Source organism: Chitinophaga sp. 22308, from assembly GCF_052045305.1.
Classification (GTDB): domain Bacteria; phylum Bacteroidota; class Bacteroidia; order Chitinophagales; family Chitinophagaceae; genus Chitinophaga; species Chitinophaga varians_A.
This window is the reverse complement of sequence record NZ_JBQEOP010000001.1, coordinates 1109442-1130331: the sequence shown is the minus strand read 5'-3', so window position 1 is coordinate 1130331 and position 20890 is coordinate 1109442. Positions and strand designations below refer to the sequence as shown.

Annotated in this window: 16 protein-coding genes and 1 tRNA gene; 8 read left to right on the top strand and 9 right to left on the bottom strand. The window is 48.8% G+C overall.

Going from position 1 to position 20890, the window contains the following annotated elements; all coding sequences use genetic code 11:
* The first annotated feature begins 47 nt into the window (after positions 1–47).
* The gene (locus ACTJJS_RS04640) at positions 48–1022 is read left to right on the top strand and encodes a DUF6268 family outer membrane beta-barrel protein (RefSeq protein ID WP_440662626.1); all 975 of its coding nucleotides are present in this window, start codon (positions 48–50) and stop codon (positions 1020–1022) included.
* A 75-nt stretch (positions 1023–1097) separates the two neighbouring features.
* Here ACTJJS_RS04640 and ACTJJS_RS04635 read toward each other — a convergent pair whose 3' ends face one another.
* From ACTJJS_RS04635 to ACTJJS_RS04620, 4 genes are all read right to left on the bottom strand, one after another.
* Positions 1098–3500, bottom strand: a complete 2403-nt coding sequence (locus ACTJJS_RS04635; protein ID WP_440662625.1) for a TonB-dependent siderophore receptor — start codon at positions 3498–3500, stop codon at positions 1098–1100.
* 217 nt (positions 3501–3717) lie between these two features.
* Positions 3718–4545 carry an NAD(P)H-binding protein gene (locus ACTJJS_RS04630; protein ID WP_440662624.1) on the bottom strand — a complete coding sequence of 276 codons (828 nt, stop codon included), beginning with the start codon at positions 4543–4545 and terminating at the stop codon, positions 3718–3720.
* A 97-nt stretch (positions 4546–4642) separates the two neighbouring features.
* Positions 4643–6175, bottom strand: coding sequence for a sulfatase family protein (locus ACTJJS_RS04625; RefSeq protein ID WP_440662623.1), 1533 nt, complete (start codon positions 6173–6175; stop codon positions 4643–4645).
* 186 nt (positions 6176–6361) lie between these two features.
* Positions 6362–7582: an erythromycin esterase family protein gene (locus ACTJJS_RS04620; RefSeq protein WP_440662622.1), complete on the bottom strand. Its 1221-nt coding sequence runs from the start codon at positions 7580–7582 to the stop codon at positions 6362–6364.
* A 192-nt stretch (positions 7583–7774) separates the two neighbouring features.
* Between ACTJJS_RS04620 and ACTJJS_RS04615 the strand changes: the two genes are divergently transcribed.
* Entirely contained in the window at positions 7775–8848 is a 1074-nt protein-coding gene (locus ACTJJS_RS04615; RefSeq protein ID WP_440662621.1) for a sensor histidine kinase, read from the top strand.
* Positions 8845–9522 (top strand): LytR/AlgR family response regulator transcription factor, encoded by a 678-nt coding sequence (locus tag ACTJJS_RS04610; protein WP_440662620.1) that lies wholly within the window; start codon positions 8845–8847, stop codon positions 9520–9522. Before ACTJJS_RS04615 ends, ACTJJS_RS04610 begins: the two co-directional genes overlap by 4 nt.
* A gap of 76 nt (positions 9523–9598) precedes the next feature.
* On the opposite strand, the gene ACTJJS_RS04605 is transcribed toward ACTJJS_RS04610, so the two are convergent.
* The 4 genes from ACTJJS_RS04605 to ACTJJS_RS04590 all read right to left on the bottom strand — a co-directional run bounded on the left by ACTJJS_RS04605 (position 9599) and on the right by ACTJJS_RS04590 (position 15981).
* Positions 9599–10651 (bottom strand): SO2930 family diheme c-type cytochrome, encoded by a 1053-nt coding sequence (locus tag ACTJJS_RS04605; RefSeq protein ID WP_440662619.1) that lies wholly within the window; start codon positions 10649–10651, stop codon positions 9599–9601.
* Between the two features lie 70 nt (positions 10652–10721).
* A complete protein-coding gene (locus tag ACTJJS_RS04600; protein ID WP_440662618.1) occupies positions 10722–12002 on the bottom strand; it encodes a parallel beta-helix domain-containing protein in 1281 nt (426 codons plus the stop codon).
* A 23-nt stretch (positions 12003–12025) separates the two neighbouring features.
* A complete protein-coding gene (locus ACTJJS_RS04595; protein ID WP_440662617.1) occupies positions 12026–14776 on the bottom strand; it encodes a TonB-dependent receptor in 2751 nt (916 codons plus the stop codon).
* A gap of 296 nt (positions 14777–15072) precedes the next feature.
* Complete coding sequence (locus ACTJJS_RS04590) at positions 15073–15981, bottom strand: LytR/AlgR family response regulator transcription factor (RefSeq protein WP_440662616.1); 909 nt, start codon at positions 15979–15981, stop codon at positions 15073–15075.
* A gap of 80 nt (positions 15982–16061) precedes the next feature.
* On the opposite strand from ACTJJS_RS04590, the gene ACTJJS_RS04585 reads away from it, so the two are divergent.
* Positions 16062–16523 carry a hypothetical protein gene (locus ACTJJS_RS04585; RefSeq protein WP_440662615.1) on the top strand — a complete coding sequence of 154 codons (462 nt, stop codon included), beginning with the start codon at positions 16062–16064 and terminating at the stop codon, positions 16521–16523.
* Here the strand turns inward: ACTJJS_RS04585 and ACTJJS_RS04580 are convergent.
* Positions 16520–17017 (bottom strand): hypothetical protein, encoded by a 498-nt coding sequence (locus ACTJJS_RS04580; protein ID WP_440662614.1) that lies wholly within the window; start codon positions 17015–17017, stop codon positions 16520–16522. The genes ACTJJS_RS04585 and ACTJJS_RS04580 overlap by 4 nt on opposite strands.
* A 236-nt stretch (positions 17018–17253) precedes the next feature.
* On the opposite strand from ACTJJS_RS04580, the gene ACTJJS_RS04575 reads away from it, so the two are divergent.
* The 4 genes from ACTJJS_RS04575 (at position 17254) to ACTJJS_RS04560 (ending at position 20890) form a co-directional block, all read left to right on the top strand.
* On the top strand, positions 17254–18120 hold the full coding sequence (locus tag ACTJJS_RS04575; RefSeq protein ID WP_440662613.1) for a methyltransferase, TIGR04325 family: 867 nt from the start codon (positions 17254–17256) through the stop codon (positions 18118–18120).
* A gap of 78 nt (positions 18121–18198) precedes the next feature.
* Positions 18199–18272 (top strand) — tRNA-Pro (locus ACTJJS_RS04570).
* A gap of 336 nt (positions 18273–18608) precedes the next feature.
* Positions 18609–18902 carry a helix-turn-helix domain-containing protein gene (locus tag ACTJJS_RS04565; RefSeq protein WP_168869044.1) on the top strand — a complete coding sequence of 98 codons (294 nt, stop codon included), beginning with the start codon at positions 18609–18611 and terminating at the stop codon, positions 18900–18902.
* Positions 18899–20890: a type I restriction-modification system subunit M gene (locus ACTJJS_RS04560; protein ID WP_440662612.1), complete on the top strand. Its 1992-nt coding sequence runs from the start codon at positions 18899–18901 to the stop codon at positions 20888–20890. Before ACTJJS_RS04565 ends, ACTJJS_RS04560 begins: the two co-directional genes overlap by 4 nt.

Genomic DNA, 20890 nt, shown 5'->3' with positions numbered 1-20890 from the left:
ACATGAATAGTTAGGTGTCGATATCGAAACTGAATATTTTTTTCGATATGGTACATCTACTTTCCAGCATCCGGACACGGCTTATCAAAAAGCCGGTATTTAATAAACCTGCTTACTGGCTGCTGCCGGGCCTTCTCCTGTTGGCAGGCAGCGCCAGGGCGCAGCTGGGCGCCAGCAGTCTCACCGGTCCGGGGATTGCCATCAATGCCGACTATCAGCCTTCCAGTCATTATATCCGTCCGGAAGATTCCCTCAAAATGCCCGCTACTACCGTACAACGCCGGCTCACACTGGGAGCGGGCTTCACGCTCTCTCAAAAAATAGATACCTCTACTGGTAAGGTGCGTATATGGAACCTCGGCGTGATGGGCTCTTACACCAGTTTTTCCAACAAAGACTACGAAAATTCTGTTTTTCCGAAAGAATTGTTTGGCGGTGAAATAGCGCTGCAACATATGCGTACGCTCAATCCCAAATGGAGCCTGATGGGTATGGTGTCTGTAGGATTGTATAGCGACCTGGAGAAAATCACCTACGACGATGTTTTTATCACCGGTGGCGTGATCTTCATCCGCAAAATCAACCGCAAACTAAACCTTGGCGTGGGCGCCGCCCTCACCAACAGTTTCGGTACTCCCATGGTGCTGCCCGCCCTGCTGGTACAGTGGCGCACCGGCGACCGGTTCAGGGTAGACATCAACTTCCCCGAAAAGCTCAGTGTCAGCAGCTCCCTCAGCAAATACGACGACCTGGCACTCGCTTTCCGTTTCAACGGTGGCGCCTATGATGTGGAAAACAGGAAAGACGGCAAACGCCTGATGGGCTACCAGGAAATGAGCCTGGGCCTGGAAAACACCCTGCATCTCAGCAAAAAAATCGACTTCAACCTCGCCGGTGGCACCGTACTGCTGCGCTCCGTCACCTTCAGGGACAAAAAGATATCTGACATGTTCTCCACCCGTCCGGAACACAGGCTGGCAACGAACCTGTACGTCAGCGCAGGCGTCCGCTGCCGGTTTTGATTTTTCCGGTAATACCAGCAAAAAAGAGGCTGCCTCTTTGGAGACAGCCTCTTTGCTAACTATAAAAAGTATCCACTAGAACTTGTAAGAAACAGTACCTACAAACTGTGTAGGCGGAATCGGGTTGATGCTGTAGTTTTCGTGAACGTAGTAGTTGTACGTGTTGGTAAGGTTAGACACTTTACCCATTACAGCAAAACGTTTGAAAGAATAACCTGCGCTGAGGTCCAGCGTGGTGTAACCAGGAACGGAGATCATACGGTTAAATGTCTGAGCCTGACCAACCGTATTGTTCCAACCAGCATAACGCTGGCCGATGTAATAGAAACCAGCACCCAGTTTCAGGCCTTTAACAGCCGACTGTTGAAAAGTATAGAAAACGCTGGCATTGGCAGTATGATTAGGATTACCCACCAGACGCTGACCGGCAATTACTGAACCTTTGGTATTAGGTGTATTCTCAACGGTCATGTTGTTGTAGCTATAGCCGCCGATAACGTCCAGCCCAGGCAGCGGGTGGCCGGCAATGTCCACTTCTACGCCCTGGCTGAGGGTTTCACCGATGAGGGCTTTAACGTTTGGATCAGTATTCACACTTACGCCATCTGCTTTCAGCGGAGCCGTTTGAGCATAGTTGTTGTTGCGAATACGGTATGCAGTCACATTAACAGACAACAGCCCTCTAAAGAAATCGTTTTTCACACCTACTTCATATTGATCGATTATAGATGGCTTCACTACCTGACCATAAATATCCTGGCCGGTATTAGGCGTAAAGGAAGTAGAATAGCTGGCAAACAAGGCAGTAGTAGCTATAGGTTTATAAACGATACCGAAACGGGGAGATACTGCATGATCGTATTTAGAATCCCCCACTTTTCTGGCGCCATTGACAAAGTTGTAATTAACAGGAGACTCGTTTTGCAGATAAGACACACGCACACCCGCCAGTACTTTCAGCTTCTCGGAAATGCTGATCAGGTCCTGGATATAAGCTCCCAATCTGTTTATAGGCACGTTATTAACTGTCAGCAGCGTATCTACCGGCATATCTGTACGACGAGTATATTTCGCAGGATCAAACAGGTTGATGCTGTCATAAATACCGGCAACCTTGGGCTTTATAGTCGGAAGGCCATAAGCATAGGTACCTGTGAGGTAACGGTCAGCATCCACACCGGCCAGCACGGTATGTTCCACACTACCGGTTTTGAATTTGCCGGTCAGGTCTACCTGTGCAGCATAATAATCTTCATTGGTAGCGTTTCTTCCCAAAGGACGATTCCAGTCGCCGGCACTGTTTGCCTGAATTCTTTCAAGGGAATAGTAATCACGGGCATATTTTGAATAAGACACCAGACCATTAATTGACCAGTTCTCGTTGAACCGATGTTTGATATTGGCAGAAGCAGTGGTCTGCTGTGTATGCGCATATTGCCATGGTGCCCCGTAGAAAGTATTGCGGGATGCTCTGTTGATCAGTGTGTCACCGATAGAACCCAGACCAAAATCCGGTGTAAAGTCATGTTTCAGGTAATCGCCCTGTACCAGTAATTCGGTGCGGTCGCTCAGTTTGAACAGCAGGGACGGGTTTATATAATATCTTTTGGAATGTACCTGGTCACGGTAGCTGTCGGCTGTTTCGAAGGTACCATTCACACGGTAAGCGATTTTGGAAGAGATAGGACCGTACACGTCGAAAGCAGGTTTCAACAGGCCATAGCTGCCGGCCCTCAGGTTTACTTCACCACCGAAGTTGAATTTCGGTTGTTTGGTCACCATGTTCATCACAGCGCCGGGGGCTACGTTACCATACAGGATGGCAGCGCTGCCTTTAAGGATTTCCACTCTTTCGAGGGAACTCATTTCGGGCATGGCGCCGGAGTTCACACGCGTACCGTTCTTAAACATGTTGGTGCTGGAGAAACCATAACCACGGGCATTGAAAGTTTCCTGTGTACCGGCACGCTGAGAAGCCATATAAACGCCGTTCACATTCTTCACCACATCACTGAGACGTTGCGCCTGCTGGTCTTCCAGTACCTCATGACCAATAATGGCCACGCTCTGTGGCAGGTCCATCACCGGTACCGGCAGTTTGCCGATGGACACCGGCTTGCGGTTGATGGTACGGGTACGGGTACCGTCTACCACTACTTCATTCAGCTGGCTGGAAGTATTCTGCAGGTCCAGGTGGATTTCTACAGACTGGTCAGGTGCTACAGTAACTGTTTTTTGGATGGGTTGGCAACCAGTACAGGATATTACGAGCGTATACACGCCCGGTTTAACGTTTTTAACGGTGAAAGTACCGTCTTCATTGGTAAGGGTGCCTCTCTTCGTGTCTTTCAGTCCTATTGTCACAAAAGCAGCCGGTTCGCCGTCCGCAGTATTGATTTTACCTTTGATAACGCCGTTCTGCGCCATAGCGGCAACGCTCATCAAAACAAAACCAATAGTGAAGTATAATTTTTTCAACGCTCAATAAATTTTGCGCAAAGGAACGCCGTGCCCGGTTCATAGCATCGGCGAATCGGGAAAAGCATTTACGCAAAGCGGAAAAATTTATCTTTCAACAATTATTTAAATTGATTATCAATTAATTACACATAAAACAAATATCAGGAACCAATAATTGATTCCTGATATTTTCCGGATTTGATCATTCCTGGTTCGGATACTTTTCCGGATTTGATTACTGTTGATTCCAGATCCCTGATGCAGCAGTAGTACGCACATAATCGCCAAAATCACGGGGCGCCCTTTTAAGGGCACGCTGTACTCCATCTGTCAGGCTTTCATTACGGCCATCGAGCACTTCTGAGAAAAGGTGGGAAATCAGCGAGATAAATTCGTTGGGAAGGCCATATTCCTCCAACATACCGGCATATTCATCCACGCTCACCTGCTGGTATTGTATCTGCTGACCGGCAGCTTTGGCCACTTCGGCCACTGCTTCGGCGAAAGTCAGCAGGCGGGGGCCGGTCAATTCATACAGCTCTCCGGCATGACCATCTTCAGTAAGGGCCGCCACCGCAACATCAGCGATATCATCGGCATCAATAAAGGGCTCACGCACCCCACCAGCTGGAAGGGCCACAAAGCCCGCCTGTAACGGCTCCAACAGGTAGCCTTCGCTGAAGTTCTGGTTAAACCAGGCGCAACGGAGGATCGTCCACTCCATACCGGCATTGATCACGATCTCCTCACAGGCCTGGGCCTCATGTTCGCCGCGGCCGGACAGCAACACGATCTTCTTTACGCCCGCTTCGGCCGCCAGCTGCGTGAAAGCACGGATAGCATCTGCTGCGCCCGGCGCTGCCAGGTCAGGAAAATAACTCAGGTATACTGCAGCAACACCTTCCAGTGCAGCGCGCCAGGTAGTGCGATCTTCCCAGTCAAACGACGGGGATGCAGCACGCGAGCCAATCCGGAATGACCGGTCCTTTTCCTGTAACAGTTGCGCGATTCTTTTGCCGGTTTTACCGGTGCCTCCTAATATTAAAATGGGTGCTTTGTTCATGGTTGCTTTGTTTTTATAAGTCAAAACTAGCACCCCCGATCGCCGGAAAATAGAACAAAACCGACACGGTAACATTTGGAGGTTTTTTGATTGTTATTTAGCGGCTGCGGCCACTGTTCCTGATGTTTTCCAGCATAGCAGACATCTCCTTCACCATTTCAGGATGTGCGGCGGCAACATTATTTTTTTCACCCAGATCAGTTTTCAGGTTGTACAGCTGGGGAACAGTGTCCAATCCGGATTCGATGTTCACGGCATCAAACAGTTTAGGCCCGCGCTGTGGCGCGATGTATTTCCAGTCGCCTTTGACAAGCGCCAGTGTGTTGGCTTGTTCCACATAGCTGCTGCGGCCCTGTTGTGATTTCCCCAGCAGGGTGCCCAGGATGTTCCAGCTGTCCGGCGCATCGCTTTCGGACAGCGGCTGGCGGAGCATGGCCGCAAAAGATGCCAGCAGGTCCGCCTGGCTTACCAGGGCGCCGGAAACACCAGGTTTCACGGTGCTAGGCCAATGAACGATGAAAGGCACGCGCGTACCACCTTCGAGGATGCTGTATTTACCGCCGCGCATAACGCCGGCAGGCTGGTGGCCGTTCTGTTGGGCAACAGCACCATCCAGATAACCGTCATCCAGCACCGGGCCGTTGTCGCTGCTGAAAATGACGATGGTATTTTTCGCGATGCCCAGATAGTCGAGTGTTTTCATGATCTCCCCTACCGACCAGTCCAGCTGCATGATCACATCGCCGCGGTAGCCCAGTTCACTTTTTCCTTTGAAGCGGGTGCCGGGCATACGTGGCACGTGGATATCGCTGAGCGCGAGATACAGGAAGAAAGGCTGGCGGCGGTGTTCTTCTATAAAGTGTTGCGCCTGGTCCACAAAATCACCTGCCAGCGATTCGTCTGTCCAGCGGGCGCGCTGGCCGCCGGTCATCCATCCGATACGGCCGATGCCGTTCACGATGGTCTGATTATGTCCCTGACCGGGCGTAGAGTGCATTTTGAGCAGTTCGGGGTTTTCCTTGCCGGTAGGCTCGCTGCCGATCTTATGCTGGTAGTTGACCTGTATGGTGTCCTTCGGGTCGAGGGCCACCACACGGTGGTTCTCCACGTATACGGTAGGCACCCTGTCGGCCGTAGCGGGGAAAAAGAATGCGTAGTCGAAACCTGTTTCCAGCGGACCTGGTTTGATTTCCCCGTTCCAGTCCGGCTCTCCCTGCGTTCCCAGTCCAAGGTGCCACTTACCGATGCAGGCCGTACGATAGCCGGCCCGCTGGAACACTTTGCCCAGCGTGGTGCGGTCTGTTGGTACAATCAGCGCGGCATTGCCGGGGAGGATGTTCGTGCCCTTTTTACGCCATGCATATTCACCGGTGAGGATGGAATAACGGGAAGGTGTACACGTAGCTGCCGTTGCATGGCCATTGGTAAAGCGTATCCCTTCCGATGCCAATTGATCGATATGCGGGGTTTTCACCCGGGTGGCGCCATTGCAGCTGATATCCCCGTATCCCAGGTCATCTGCATAGATGATGATCACATTGGGCTGTTGTCCTTTCTGCTGACCTTTTACCGCCGCATGGGCCATACCCGTGAGGACGACGGTAAACAGTAATTTTTTCAGGTAATGCATGTTATCTCAGATTAGGATTGATGTCTTGTTCACTTTGTAGCTTTGATCATTGTTCCCCGTAAAACTAAGAAGTTGAAGGCAAAGAACAACAGGAAGCAGGCAGAAGCCATCATCTTTTTCCCTCTGGGTAGAAAACAACAGTCCGGGAGCCGCCTAAGCGGACCCGGACCGGCAGAACTGCTTTCCTTATGGAATATATTCAGGTGCAGTAGTATGCTTTATGAAAATATACCCATCAAACAAATCGGAACAATTTACTGCATCACTGTACGAAATAGATTTCGGCGGGCCATAACCAATAAGACGTAACGGCCTGGGAATGGAGTCTGTAGCGGCTTTACGCATATCCATATAAAATGCCGGGATATTGTATTGAAGGAAAAATTCGTCCCAGCTTGGTTTTGTTACTGCCGGCAGCTCATAGGCATGCATGACATTCAGCCGGGTATCAAAGCGGTCCTCCAGTCCCCCGTAGGTGCCCTCCGCAGTTCCCATGCCCAATGAATAATACGCAGGCACCATCTTTTTGATCAAGCCTCCGCAACCACCTACCGTATTATCGCTGAACGGCGATTTTAGAGCCAGATGGACCGCGTGTGCCCATAGCACTGTTTTACCGTTCTGCGCTATATTGACGGCCATATTGGCCATTCCGCTGTCTCTTTTTTCTTCTCCCCCCAACCAACACCGGCCATTAAAAAGCGCACGCTTACATGTTTCCGTAACCGGCAGCCTGTCAGCTTTTACCACGCTGTCTATCTGGTGCAGGTTTGTATGGATACTGTTCCTGATCAACGCGAACGTTTTCCCGTTCATTCCTTTCATCTGGTTATTCCACGCGGAATCAAATGCCTGGGCAGCATAGCATAGCTGTTGCGCCAGTTGTATCATGGAGGCATGATTCAGTTGCCGGGACTCTTCATGGATAATGCCGGCCGTACTGCCGATATAGTTATAGTCCATACCGGCGATCATCACCTTGTCCGCATGATGTTTATTAAAATTCCTTACCCATTCAAATAAGCCTTCCAGCTCTCGGGTTTGCCAAAGGGAGATCAAATATTTCTTCATTCCCTCGCCCATCGGCTTATCTGAATTAATCCATTGATCAAAGTAATAACAATCGCCGAAGGCGTTCTCAAAACAGATAACGCGAAAACCTTTTTTTTCCACCAATTGTTTAATAATATTGATCCTCAGTTCATTAAATTCCTTTGTACCATGTGTGCCTTCTCCGAGTCCTACAATTTTTTGTTGGCCCATACTGTTAATCAGGGGTTGAAGCTGGCCGGCAGCAATAACGCGGCCCTTTATTTTCAGCGGAATGAGCGCTCTTTGAGCATCGGGCTGTGCAAGCAGCCGCACAGATAAAACCAGGGAGATAAGTAAGATAACGACGCGGTTCATGTTTTTGGATTTTGTATGACACAAAACTACCTGCCGTTGTTTCCCTTGCCAATTCTATTCTTTCTCCCGGCTGCTTTTTAAGACCAAAAAGGAAGGCAGCTGTTTCATCGCAAAACGGGGCCGTTTCATCGCAAAAAAAATTACGTACTGATATTTAGAATAGATTTACAGCATATGCAAACACATTCAGGATTGAAGACAGGCCGACTTCCACTGATATATGAAATCACCATATGGGTGCTGTATGCCGGCACCTATAAATATGCCTACTATCTCGACAGGGTGGAAATTGTGCATAATCCCGGTATGTTTCCCTATCCTCAGGTAGCGATTTACGCGCTGGCTATGTCCTTGTACTGGTTGTTGTACTACCGGGCAGCGGTGCCGTGGATACTGCGGCATAAAAAGCACTGGCTGCTGCTCATTGCTATTCTGTTTTTTGTATTGGTGCTTTCCATTCCCAACAACTACTTTGTCACCTGGATTTTCATGCAACTGACCGGCCAGGAGGAACTGCAACGGTTTTATGCGGCGGAATTTGCGGTATATGCACGGCGTATGGCGTATGGCAGAGGATGGTCCATGAATATCCTGGCCCCGGACCTCATTGCCTTTAGCTCTGTGGCCTTCTTACGGTACGCCATTGAAAGCGAGCAAAGAAACTGGCAGATGGAACGCCAGAACTATCAATTAAAAATAGATGCTTTGAGAGCCAGAATAAATCCTCATTTCCTGTTTAACACCCTGAACAGTGTATATGGGATGACGTTATTAGGGAAAAAAGACGCCCCGGATTTTATTCTGCGGATGTCTGACGCCATGCGTTATATCCTGTATGAAAGCAGTGCAGAACGAGTATTGCTTGAAAAAGAGGTGGCCTTTATTGAAAGTTACTTTGCCATAGAAAACCAGCGCCTGGGAAATGTCCGGATACGTTTTTCATCCCAGGGCATAGACAGTACCACCATGATAGCGCCACTGATACTGCTGCCTTTCATTGAAAACGCCATCAAACACGGAGCGCAACATTTCCGGGAAAACGCGCAGATAGACAGTAAAATCACCTTACAGGAAAACCGGTTGTATTTCGAAATCTCCAACGATGTACATGAAAATCCTGACATGCTGAAAGGCCCCAAGGGCGTGGGAATGGAAAATGTCAGAGCCAGACTGGAACTGTGTTATCCCGACAAATACATTTTAAAGATCGACGAAGGAAACAACCAGTACAAAGTTTATTTATCAATTGATTTGAATCTTTCATGATACACTGTATTATAGTAGATGACGAGCCTATCGCTCACGAAATTCTGGAAGAATATATACTGCGTTGCGGACGCATTACCATCGTGGGCCATGCCCGCAATGCCGTGGAGGCGCTGGCATTGCTGGAGAAATATGCCATAGACCTGATCTTTTTAGATATACAAATGCCGCTGATCAGTGGCCTTACCTTTTTAAAAAACCTGGAACGCCCTCCCGCAGTGATTTTCACCACGGCCTACCAGGAATATGCGATCGATGGTTTTGAACTGAACGCAGTAGATTACCTCTTAAAACCTTTCTCCTATGACCGGTTTTTGAAGGCCATTGATAAAATAAAGACGGAGAAAACAGTTGCGCCGGAGCGCAGTTATTTTTTTTCCAATAATAACCGTTCTACTGAAAAGATATACCATGATGATATCCTGTACATCGAAGCAGTGGGAGACTACATGAAGATCCATCTCTCAGACAGGTATTTGCTGCAACGGTCAACATTAAAGGCGCTGGAAGAGGAATTGCCTGCTGATGAATTTATCAGGGTGCATAAATCCTACATTGTTCCGGTAAAGAAGATCATCGCGATTAAAAAAGATACCCTTTATCTTTCCAAGAGCCTGACGATCCCTGTCAGCCAGTCATACAAAGAACAACTAATCCAAAAATTCAGGGTATAACATCTCCTTCCTCCATAAAAAATGACAGCCGGACGTATTGTCCGGCTGTCTAATATTATGCTTAACTACAGTTTACCTAACGGGGCATCCTGGCCACCCACTGACGAATCAATGCTACGCCCTCTTTGTGAATCACGGTACGCGCCAGTTCCGGCATGGCCGTACCTGGCTCTGTGCTGTTCATCCGGTGTACCAGTATAGAATGCACCGGATCGCCGGGGATCACGTCGTAATCCAGTCCTCCGGCGCCACCGCCGGCAGATACCGGTTGTTTCATGATACCGAGCTGGTCATGGCCGGTTTGCTCGTATTCGAGGAACAGTCCGGTATTAAACGCGTCGCCGCCTTTTGTGTGGCAGTGGGCGCAGTTCACATCGAGGTAGGCCCTGGCGCGCTGGTCAACGGAGTAGTGCGTACTGTCTTTCCAATCTGGCAGCTGCGGCACGTCTTTCAATGCCGGCATCCCCTGCAACATACCGGCAGCGGCCCATTGTTGCAGCTGGTTGGACGCCTGCCCTGCCAGCGTGAAATTGAGATTGCGCGCCTTCGGTCCGATGGGCGTCAGTACGCTGTTGTTGATATGGCAACGTTTACAGTCATTAGTATTGGGCATCTGGTAGGTAGTGGAAATTTTTTCACCGTTATCGTCCAGCAGGGTGATCGGAATTTTTTTGCCCAGTATCCACTTCACCGCGTCTGTCTGTTGATCGTTCCAGAGGTAGTTCATTACTTTCCAGCCCTTGTCAGCCGGATCTTTGAACAGCAGCCGTGTTTCTATCATCACCTTCTTATGTTCCGGACTGGTGTACGCGAAGTTTTTGATGATAAAAGTGGAGTCCGGAAAATCCAGTGCGCCATGGGTGGTATATTTCGCCGCTTTGCCTTCCGGCAGCACTACGAAACGGTCTTTCACCGCATAGTCGGTAAACAGTGGCGTTGACAGCTCATAACGCACCACTCCCTTACGGGGAGCCAGCGCTTTTAGCTCGCCCGTAAAAAATCCATAATCAGACAGTTTTTCTTTAAACGCAAAACCGGTGTTTCCCTGGCCCGCAGGTTTCTGCTGGCAGCTGTTGAGCCATGCCAGCAGGGAAACAAACATCAATAACAGCAAACAAGGCTTCCTCATCTCGCTAAAAAAATTAAATCTACAGTCACCCGATAATCAAATGATCAAATGACCCAATATCAAAATAACATTACTTACATAAGAACGGAGTCACATCAGTATCAGGGCGCCATTCTTTGGTACCCATCTGCAGGGCATGCACATTTACAAACAGGTTTGGTTGTTGCTGGCGGATACAGATGGAATCGGGATTGGCGGCGGTACCTTTTGTCAGCACGTTGCTGGTGATACCGTCGTAGGTAATGAAAGGCAGGCGGGCATTTTTACGGGCAGGGTCTTGTGCGTTCAACTGTTGTTCAAGTCCAACCAGTATTTTACCGGTATGGTGCTCATAGACAGCTGGTGGAAAGCTGTCGCCCACCTGCATTTCATTGTCGTGGATGCGAATGTTCTTAGGTATAGGGTCATAGTGGTCGTTCATTTTAGCGCCCGCATTGGGATCAATAAAAAATCCGGACACCACGGAAATAGCGCTGGAATTATTGTTGATAATGCGGTTATTGTACAGCTCAATATCGGAGGCTGACAGTATCACCACTCCACTGCCGGGAGCGGCGTTTCCCACGCCCCAGGTAGATCCGAAACTGCCTGCTTTGGCGAAATTACGTTCGTTGTTGTCGTGGAAATGGTTGTTATAGGCTTTCACATGGCCGCCGCGCTGAGACAGGTCCGGCAGGTCAAAAATGAGGAAGCCGGCGGTGTTTCCATAGAAGTCGTTGTCATACACCTGTGCGTTGGACGTATTTTCTATTTCGCAACCGGCCACATTTTTATAGGCCTTGCATTTGCGCACGATGGCGCTGTCAGTCTGTCCTACGTAGATGCCTGCATCGGAAGCGCCTTGTGCGTAACAGTTTTCTATCAGCACATTTTTGCACATCACGGGATAGATGGCGTATCCGCCGCTGGTGGAGTCAGACACTGACCAGATGGCGTGCAGGTAGGTGATGACCACCTCCCGGCTTTTATTTATTTTGATGAGGTCTCCTTTAGAGTCTTTCAGTGTCATGCCGTGGATAGAGAAGCCGTTCACGTCAGTCACGCGGATGCCTTCACCGCCCTGGCTCTGGGAGGAGAAGTCCAGCACCGTTTTATCGGGGCCGGCGCCTTCTATGCGGATATGTTTCACCTGTGCGATGCTCAGGTTATCGAACTTATAGGTCCCTTCTTTCAGGTAGATGCTGCTGCTGTCTTTGAGGGTCAGGAAAGCTTCGGCTATTTTGGTTTCTTCACCGGGGCCGAAGGAGAGTTTTGTTTTGTAGCCGTCCTTGTCTTCCTGCGACGAGTGGCATGCCATCAGCAGGCCTGCCAGGGCGAGGGCCAGGATAGGATATCTGTTGTATCGTTTCATATGATTTCCATTTTTATAAATGATTAAAATACGTTGTATGCAAAGCTGACATAGTACATGGCGCCGATGGCCGGGCTACCGAAACCGTTGCGGTAATACACATTGGTGATGTTGGTACCGCCCAGCTTAATCCTGCAATGCGCCTGCAACAGCCGGTAGCTGATCTGCGCATCTATCACGGAAGAGGCTGGCACGTTACCGGCAGCGAACCCTATCTGATAAAAATAACCCGGACGGTAACGGAAAGTTGTACTGAAAGCAAAACGTTCCTTGTTACCAAAGCCGGTGTTGCCAAAATCAATATTGAACTTATAATTAGGCGTATTAAAATTGTTGACCTGGCTGTTGTTCCTGTTTTTGAGGAAGTCGGACGAGAAATTGACTTTCCCCATAAAGTTGTGTGTCATGTCCACGGCTACGCTGGCGGCATAACCGTAGGTGTTCACCTTCTCGGCGCCGTTGTAGGCAATGTTATAGGACATGTAAGTGCTGTGGTCCTTAAAGGCGGCCGGATCATCGGTACCGGGCGTATTAGCTACGTTCACATAACCGATAAAATTTTTCCAGGTGGCGTAGTAGCCCAGCACATCTATCAGTATACATTTAGCGATCAGGGAGGAATAACCTAACTCGAACGCATCTACGGACTGTGGCTTGATATCGCTGAGGGCGAACTTTTGCAGGTCAGCCGGATTGTTGCTTTGCTGGTATTTGGTGACGCTTTCCAGGGTATAGGCCGGATAGCGGTCGAACTGGTATACGCCGTTGAGCAGCCGGGAAGAGCCGCCGGAGGCGAAGCTGTTGTAATCTACCGGTGTGCTTTGCAGCGCCTGGATGTTGGACGGGAAGCTGTAGGCGTTCTGGTAGGAGAAACGGATAAAGCTTTCGCGGTTGACCTCTCCTACTGCCGATGCCCTGGTGGTGATACGCGGTTTTTCAAAGAGGGTGTTTTTATCATACCGGAAAGCGGCGCTCAGGCTCAGTTTATCTTTCAGCACTTTTTTGGTGGCATGGACGTAGGCGCTGTATTCCGCCACATCGATAGGACCGTCATTATCGGGGAACAGGGTGCCTTTGGAGTCGAGGCGGTACAGGCGGTAGTTGAGGCCGGCAATGAGTTCCGCGAATTTCACGAGGTGGGTGAAATTATACTGTGCCTCTACGTTATACAGTTTGCTTTTATCGAGGAACAGCGTGCCTCCTTTGGAAGTGGGCAGGGACGCAATGCTGTCTTTCAGGTGTTGGAACAGGGGGCTGGACGCGTCCGGGCGGCCCTGGTCTGCAAAAGCCCGGGCGATGTTGCTTGCATCGAGGTAACTTTTACCACCGGCCATGGCTTCCAGCAGCGCGCCGGTGTATTGTGGGTACCAGCCGTCGCCGGTAGCCGGGTTGAAGCTGGGTTTCCAGGCTTCATTGATCAGTTGTGCGGTAGGACTGGCGATGATGGTGTTACCGGAGTTTTCGCGGGTGGTATAGCCTCTGAGGAACCAGTGTTCCGCTTTCAGTTCCGCACGGTACTGGCCCAGTTCGAAGTTGGTGAGGGCGTAACGGGTATCGTTGCTGTACACCGCATTGCCTTTACCGAAGGTGCCGGAGATGATCGCTTCCAGCCGGGGCCGGATTTTGTACCGCAGTTCCACGTTGGCCTTTAATAATTTGGCATCGTTGCTCAGGTATCCGTATTCCGGGTAACCGGTACGGGCCACATAGTTGCTGCCGTTTTGCAGCAGCGGGTTGATGACAGGCCCCAGTTCCGGCGTCTGTTGCAGCGCCGCCTGCAGGAACGGGTTGATGTCCACCATGGTTTTACTGCCATACATATTCACCCCGTTGTATTTGGGGTCGGTTAGCGGGCCGCCGGGGCCGTTGGTATTGGTGGTATCAGTGGCCATCCATTCTTTGGCCTGGATATACTGCACATTGATCTTAAACGCGAATTTGTCGCTCACTTTTTTGGCCCAGCGGACGGTCCAGTCATAATAAGGCGATGGCCCAAACGGATCATTGGACTTGCCTTTGCTGACATGGTTCACACCCTGGGTGATCTGGGCGCTGAGACCCTGGTATTTGAACGGGTCTTTGCCGGTCATGACGAGGGTGCCGTTGAGGCCGCGGGAGCCATAGAGGGCAGAAGAGGCGCCGGAGAGCACTTCGAGGTTGTCCACGTCCAGTTCTGTAAGGCCGATAGCGGTGCCAAGGGGGAAGTTGAGGCCGGGGGCCTGATTGTCCATCCCGTCAACGATCTGGGTGAAATTGGTGTTGCCGCTGGTATTAAAACCGCGTGTAGTGATGGTGGTGAAGGTGAGGCTGGAAGTGGTGACGTCCACCCCTTTGAGGCCCTGTATCATATTAAAATAACTGGGCTGTGGGGAGTTGATGATTTCTTTGGTGCTGATCCGTTCGATAGTGACGGGGGATTCAATCTTCTTTTGTGTAAAGCGGCTGGCGGAGACCACCACTTCCCGGCCGAGCACAGACACGGGGGTGAGCTCTATTTTCAGTGGGCCGGCACTACTGACGGTCACCTCTTTGGTTTCAAATCCAAGGGATGAAAAAACCAGGGTAACGGGATACTGTTTTTTTACAGAAAAGCGGAAGTTGCCCTGATCATTGGTATAGTCGCCGTTAGGCGCTTCTTTCATGGTCACTGATACGGCGGGGACCACCTCTTTGGTGTCCGCATTGCGCACATTGCCCGAGACCGTGATCTGGGCCTGCGACAGATGGATAAAGCCCATCAGACAAATAATGGTTGATAATAAGACTTTGAACATCAGGGTGGAATTTAGACAGGTTGACAAAGGCGATATTACCAAAAACACCCGTGGCAACGTGCCCACGGCGGCGGGTTTGGGGTGAAATCAGGCACATATGGGGCGAAAATTGGATTTACGAATTTTGGTATTTTGAGATTTTAGTACTGAGCGACAATTGAGGGACGGGCTGCTGGTTATTTTGCCAATTTGGTATTTGGTGACTATTGAGGGACAGGCTGTTGGTCATTTTGCCATTTCGGTATTTTGATATTGGGTGATGACAGCGGGACGAGCACCAGGTATGCTGTCGTTCATCAGCCGAAGGCTGACTGAAACACCGGCAGGTAAGTACCAGACACGGGAACGGGGGTATCTTCCATGCCTTCGATATGTAACAAACACCCTTTTGAATTTTTCTTAAAAAGTACCACTTTAGAGAGATTTACCAGATAGGACCGGTGGGCGCGGGCGAAGCCGTTGGCCGTCAGTTGCAATTCCATTTTTTTGAGGGGCACCCTCACCAGTTCTTTGCTGATGGCAGCACCGTTGCGATAGAACACCTGCACATAATTATCTTCCGCTTTGATCATCAGCAATTTGGCAGGATGTACTGACAAGACGGTCTTTCCCTGTTCATCTTTGATTTGCAGGCAGCTGTCCAGCACGGGCGCCGGCAGTGGCGCTGGCATGTCCGCTACCGGGGCAGGTAGCACGGGTATTTGTGACACCCTGTTTTCCAGTGATTTCAACTGCTTATATTTCTCCCGGGAGAAAAACCAGAGCAGGGAGATCATATAAGGCAGGGGCATGATGAGCGCAGTATATCGAAGGGTGTTGATAAATTCGCTCCAGGTGAAGAAAAAAGTATCGGTCAGCAGTACGTCCACCATGGTCACGATAGATGCCACCAGTACGATTTCGCCCAGCAGCCAAAACAGGTAGGTGGCGTTGGTGAGCCTGCGGCGGATTTTCCAGCCTGCCAGCAGAAATTGTGAAACCGTAAGCCCCAGTATGCCGCAACCGGTGAATATGCCGAAGAACACCACCAGGTGCAGATGTTGCCCTTCATACCACATATTGATATTAAAGGGCAGGAAAATATACATGAAGCAAAAACTGAAAACACTGCAGAAAACGATCAGTTCAATCCTGTTCCGAACAGGGTCCAGTAGGCTGAAGCGGGGCTGATCTGCGACCAGCGGGAGTGTTGGCAAGCTTTTCATACCATGGAGTATTTCGATATTTAATATACGTTTTTTCACGCAAAACGACAAAGCAGCCGCGAAAGTAATACATTCGTTATATGCAGGAAACCTTTACCCTCCCCAATTGGTATCGTAACCTTTGCTACGCAGGCGCCGTATTCATGGTATGTATGGACGTTTTCATTGGTTACATCGAGTTCTCCCAGCACAAAAGAGACAGTCTCATTTTTATGAGCCTTGCATTCTTTTTCCTGGCGTGGTCCATGTATGCCTATCCCAGGTTAAAACTGACGCTCAGCCCACAGGAAGTGTCATATACGGGCGGGGTCCGGCCGCACCATTTTCAATGGACCGATATTACCGACGTAGATCTGAAGCGTGTAGGGCGATACCGGGAAGTGCAGCTGATTATCCGTTACGGAGACCGTAAATTGCGGCTGGACCGCGAGTTTTTCAGGAAAGAGCCATTCCTTGAAATCCTTGACAGGGTGGAGCGTTATGCGCCGCCTGTTGTTTTTACCGCAGGCTATCATCGGATAAAAACAGAGATACTGCTTTAAAAAACGGGGCTTTCCCCTGCTTTCAGCTCTTTCCCTTTTTGCTGCACCGCTTTTTTAAATGCCTCTTCCGGCAGCGATTGAAAGCCTTTTGGCGCTTTGTGTGCCGGTCCTTCGTAGATGCCTACAAAACGTTTGTTGTAGGTACGCCGGCTCACGGGGTCGGTCATACGAAAATATTGCGGGTACCATCCTTTCACCGCGCGTGTATCCTTCACCGGTTGTTGACGGCGGGCCAGCACCTGCTCCAGCGTTATCTTTTCAACGGCTGCCGGAGAAAAGAAGTAGATACGTTTTCCCTTAAGGGCGTTACCTGATTTAAACACGCCGGCATGATGCCATTCCGAAGCAAAAGGCGTCAGTTCCGCAGCCGATATTTTCTCTTTGAACTTCTTCGTCAGCAGGCGCGCCACGTCACCCGCCTTCAGCAGACCTTTCTCTTCCGCGTCCTGGTAGTTCTCGGATTTCCCCTGCCGTAGGTATTGGCTCATTTTCATACCGGCAAGGTACGATTTATTTCATCGGGCAAGCGGCCCTCTAGTGGCCTTTACGCACCCTCCAACCGGATCATGGATACTATGATCAAAATTATCTTATCAAGGAGCTTAAACACTTCACCGGCGCGGCTCCGGGGCATTTCAGAGAAATCGGGGAATAGTCAGTTTATCGTGATATATTTTTTTTCAGGACGTCTGTACAGCATTTGCATAAATTACCGCAAAGTCATGTGACCATGCAAGTACTGAAGCTGTTAACTTACACCGCCAGGCATTATAAGCTATTGCCGGAGCGGACTTATGCCACTTACGACGAGGCACTCAAAGCCTGTCATTCTGCCGCCTACCATGATAATGATATTATTGACACCGTCGCCAACAAAGGAGCCGGCCTTGAAACGGAGATGACCACCATCACAGTGCCCGATGTGAACCCTGGTATTATGGCACTGCTGTCGGCCGTCTACCAGGTGCTGTTGGTTTCTCCCGGTAAACAGGTCAGCATCATAGATTACGGCGGCGGAGAAGGTAAATACTACTACCATCTCAGAAAAACGCTCCCTTCGTTTGTGCGTTTACTATGGACCATTGTAGAAACACCGGGTATGACAGCCGCCATGAAACCCTTTCAGACGGCCGAGCTTCGTTTTGTCAGCTCCCTGGAAGACGTACCACCTGCCGATATTGTGTTTACTTCCGGAGCGTATCAATATACAGCATCCCCCGGTCAGACACTCCTGGCCCTAAAGGCACGGGACGCCGATTTTATGATCTTCAACCGGCAAAGCCTTTCCCTGGAGCCCTTTGATATTATCTCTATCCAGACTTCCAAATTAAGTCACCATGGCCATGGGAAAGTAGGTTCCGGTTTCCGGGAGAAGCTGGTCAGCTATCCCCATACCAGCATCCGCCAGGAACAATTCGAAACATTGCTGACCGATAAATACGATATCCTGTATACCTACCAGGAGGCCTCCGGGATGAAACAGGTAAACCGGTATAAGGTCGCCGGCACCAATTATTTTATGGTAAAAAAGGGAGATGGTATTCTACCGGCCATTGCCGAAAGACAACAGGCCGTCGTGCGCCAGCAACCCCTGTAAACGGCCATCTGCCTGTTTGAGTCAAAAAAAGTTGGATTTTAGGAAAAATCGTGTTTACTTTGTGGCCCCGAGCAAAAACGGGATGTAGCGCAGCCCGGTAGCGCGCTTCGTTCGGGACGAAGAGGCCGCTGGTTCGAATCCAGTCATCCCGACAATAGCTCGCTGAAATCCAGCGAGCTATTTTTTTATAGTAATTCCGTCTGAGGATTCTTTTTCTAGTTTTACCAAGTAAAAAACTGAGTCACATTACTGGGTTTTAACTGAGTAAGTTTAACCATTTTTCCCTTCTTCAACTCTGTCTGAGTGAAAGTAACTAATCATTCCTTTTATTTTACATCCTCTACTGTCATGGTTTCCAGGGAAAGATAAGGTTCAATATTTTAAGTACAAGCTACTCCAAACCAGTTGCATCTCTCATGATGAAAAATCTAAATAAATTTAGTATTATTCCTATATTTACCAAAATTTGACAAGTCAAAACACAGTTCATGGACACTCAATTTGGGTTGCGGGTAAGAGAGCTACGGGAAACACGGGGACTTCTACAGCGACAGGTAGCTGCATTACTCGATATAGACACACCACTATACAGCAAAATAGAACGTGGCGAACGAATCGCAAAAAAAGAAGTAGCCATTCACCTCGCTCTAATCCTGAAAGCTAATGAAGCCGAACTATTAACACTTTGGCTGGCAGACCAGGTAATGGACGTATTAAAAGATGAAAAGCTGGCTAGTGAAGCTTTAAAAACAGTATCAAAAAAAATAAAAAAGAACAAGTGAATCATACACAGCATAACCAGATCGTAAACTTTATATGGAGCATTGCCGATGACGTACTCCGCGATGTATATACCCGCGGCAAATACCGCGATATCATTTTGCCCTTTACCGTACTGCGCAGATTGGATGCCTTGTTGGAAACAACCAAGGACAAAGTGATTTCCATGCATGAGCAATTGAATAAACTGAAGATCGATAACCAATCACCCCAATTGTGTAAGGTATCAGGCTATGTGTTCTACAATACATCTCCATATACCTTCAAAAAATTGCTCAATGATCCAGCTAACATCCGTCGAAATCTTGAAAACTATTTGGATGGTTTTAGTTCCGATGTACAGGACATAATCAGCAAGTTTAAACTACGCAACCAGTTAGACACATTGGAAGAAGGAAATATAACCTTCCCTTTAATCGAAAAATTCTGCTCTGCACAAATCAATTTAAGCCCTGTTCCTGTAAAGGACAAAGAGGGCAACATTATTCATGCAGGATTGAGCAACCTCGGTATGGGCTACGTGTTTGAAGAACTGATCCGCAAGTTTAATGAAGAAAACAATGAAGAAGCGGGAGAACACTTTACGCCTCGTGAGATCATTAAGCTGATGACGCATCTTATCTTTGATCCGATAAAAGATAAAATTAAAGAAGGCACTTACCTTATCTATGACCCTGCTTGTGGTAGTGGTGGTATGCTCACGGAAGCAGAACATTTTGCTCTGGAAATAAATCCCAAAGCCACCTTTCACTTGTATGGCCAGGAAGTGAACCCCGAAACATTTGCCATTTGCAAAGCGGATATGCTTATCAAGGAAGAAGACCCTGAGAAAATTGCCTTCGGATCCACCTTATCCAATGATGGATTTCCCAAGCTGAAGTTCGATTTTATGCTATCCAATCCTCCTTACGGCAAAACATGGAAGATAGACCAGGAAAGCATCATAGATCTTAAGACCAAAGAAATACTCGATCAGCGTTTTGCCGTGGGCGTGCCCAGAGTAAGCGATGGGCAACTGCTCTTCCTTATGAACATGGTATCAAAGATGAAAACAGATAGCGAGATCGGCAGCCGCATAGCTTCCGTTCACAACGGCTCATCCTTGTTTACAGGAGATGCAGGCAGTGGCGAAAGTGAAATGAGAAAATACATCATCGAAAACGACCTGCTCGAGGCCATTATTCAGTTGCCGAACGACATGTTTTACAACACTGGCATCGCTACTTATATATGGGTGCTGAGTAATAAAAAAATAAAAAATCGCAAAGGCAAAGTGCAGTTGATAGACGCATCAGGCATCTTTCGTAAAATGCGAAAAGGACTGGGCAGCAAATCCAACGAATTAAGCGAAGCGCACATCCAGGAAATTACCCGTGTATTTACAGATTGTAAAGAAACACCTATCAGCCGTATATTTGATAATGATGACTTTGCCTATTGGAACATCACCGTTGACCGTCCGTTGCGTCTTTCCTGGCAGTTGACAGAGGAACGACTGGCTGGACTTGACAATAAAGAACTATTTATGCCCGTAATGGCGGCACTCCAAAAAAAGTTTGGAAAAAAAATTCAGCAGGACTATAATGAACTATCACCAGCGCTGGATGAAGCATTAAAAAAACTGGCAATAAAATGGAAACCCAAAGAGCGGAAAACCTTCCTGGAGGCTATTTCCCAAAAAGATGAAACCGCCATGCCTGTAATAAAGAAACAAGAACGCGGCACTACTGTATATGAAGCAGACACCGAATTGAGAGATTACGAAAATATACCTGTAAAACAAAACATACAGGCCTATTTTGAAAAAGAAGTATTGCCCTTTGTACCCGATGCCTGGATAGACCATGACAAAACAGTGAAGGGTTACGAAATATCCTTCACCAAAATATTTTATCAATACCAACCCTTGCGCAGCGTGGCAGAGATAACCGAAGAGATTATGCAATTGGAAAAAGAGACAGAAGGTTTGCTCAACGAAATAATTTCATAG

Bases quoted from the DNA above. Each gene is read 5' to 3' on its own strand.
- ACTJJS_RS04625 (WP_440662623.1), bottom strand. From the start codon at position 6,175: ATGCATTACCTGAAAAAATTACTGTTTACCGTCGTCCTCACGGGTATG.
- ACTJJS_RS04600 (WP_440662618.1), bottom strand. From the start codon at position 12,002: ATGAAACGATACAACAGATATCCTATCCTGGCCCTCGCCCTGGCAGGC.
- ACTJJS_RS04610 (WP_440662620.1), top strand. From the start codon at position 8,845: ATGATACACTGTATTATAGTAGATGACGAGCCTATCGCTCACGAAATT.
- ACTJJS_RS04640 (WP_440662626.1), top strand. From the start codon at position 48: ATGGTACATCTACTTTCCAGCATCCGGACACGGCTTATCAAAAAGCCG.
- ACTJJS_RS04630 (WP_440662624.1), bottom strand. From the start codon at position 4,545: ATGAACAAAGCACCCATTTTAATATTAGGAGGCACCGGTAAAACCGGC.
- ACTJJS_RS04580 (WP_440662614.1), bottom strand. From the start codon at position 17,017: ATGAAAATGAGCCAATACCTACGGCAGGGGAAATCCGAGAACTACCAG.
- ACTJJS_RS04605 (WP_440662619.1), bottom strand. From the start codon at position 10,651: ATGAGGAAGCCTTGTTTGCTGTTATTGATGTTTGTTTCCCTGCTGGCA.
- ACTJJS_RS04595 (WP_440662617.1), bottom strand. From the start codon at position 14,776: ATGTTCAAAGTCTTATTATCAACCATTATTTGTCTGATGGGCTTTATC.
- ACTJJS_RS04565 (WP_168869044.1), top strand. From the start codon at position 18,609: ATGGACACTCAATTTGGGTTGCGGGTAAGAGAGCTACGGGAAACACGG.
- ACTJJS_RS04575 (WP_440662613.1), top strand. From the start codon at position 17,254: ATGCAAGTACTGAAGCTGTTAACTTACACCGCCAGGCATTATAAGCTA.
- ACTJJS_RS04590 (WP_440662616.1), bottom strand. From the start codon at position 15,981: ATGAAAAGCTTGCCAACACTCCCGCTGGTCGCAGATCAGCCCCGCTTC.
- ACTJJS_RS04585 (WP_440662615.1), top strand. From the start codon at position 16,062: ATGCAGGAAACCTTTACCCTCCCCAATTGGTATCGTAACCTTTGCTAC.
- ACTJJS_RS04620 (WP_440662622.1), bottom strand. From the start codon at position 7,582: ATGAACCGCGTCGTTATCTTACTTATCTCCCTGGTTTTATCTGTGCGG.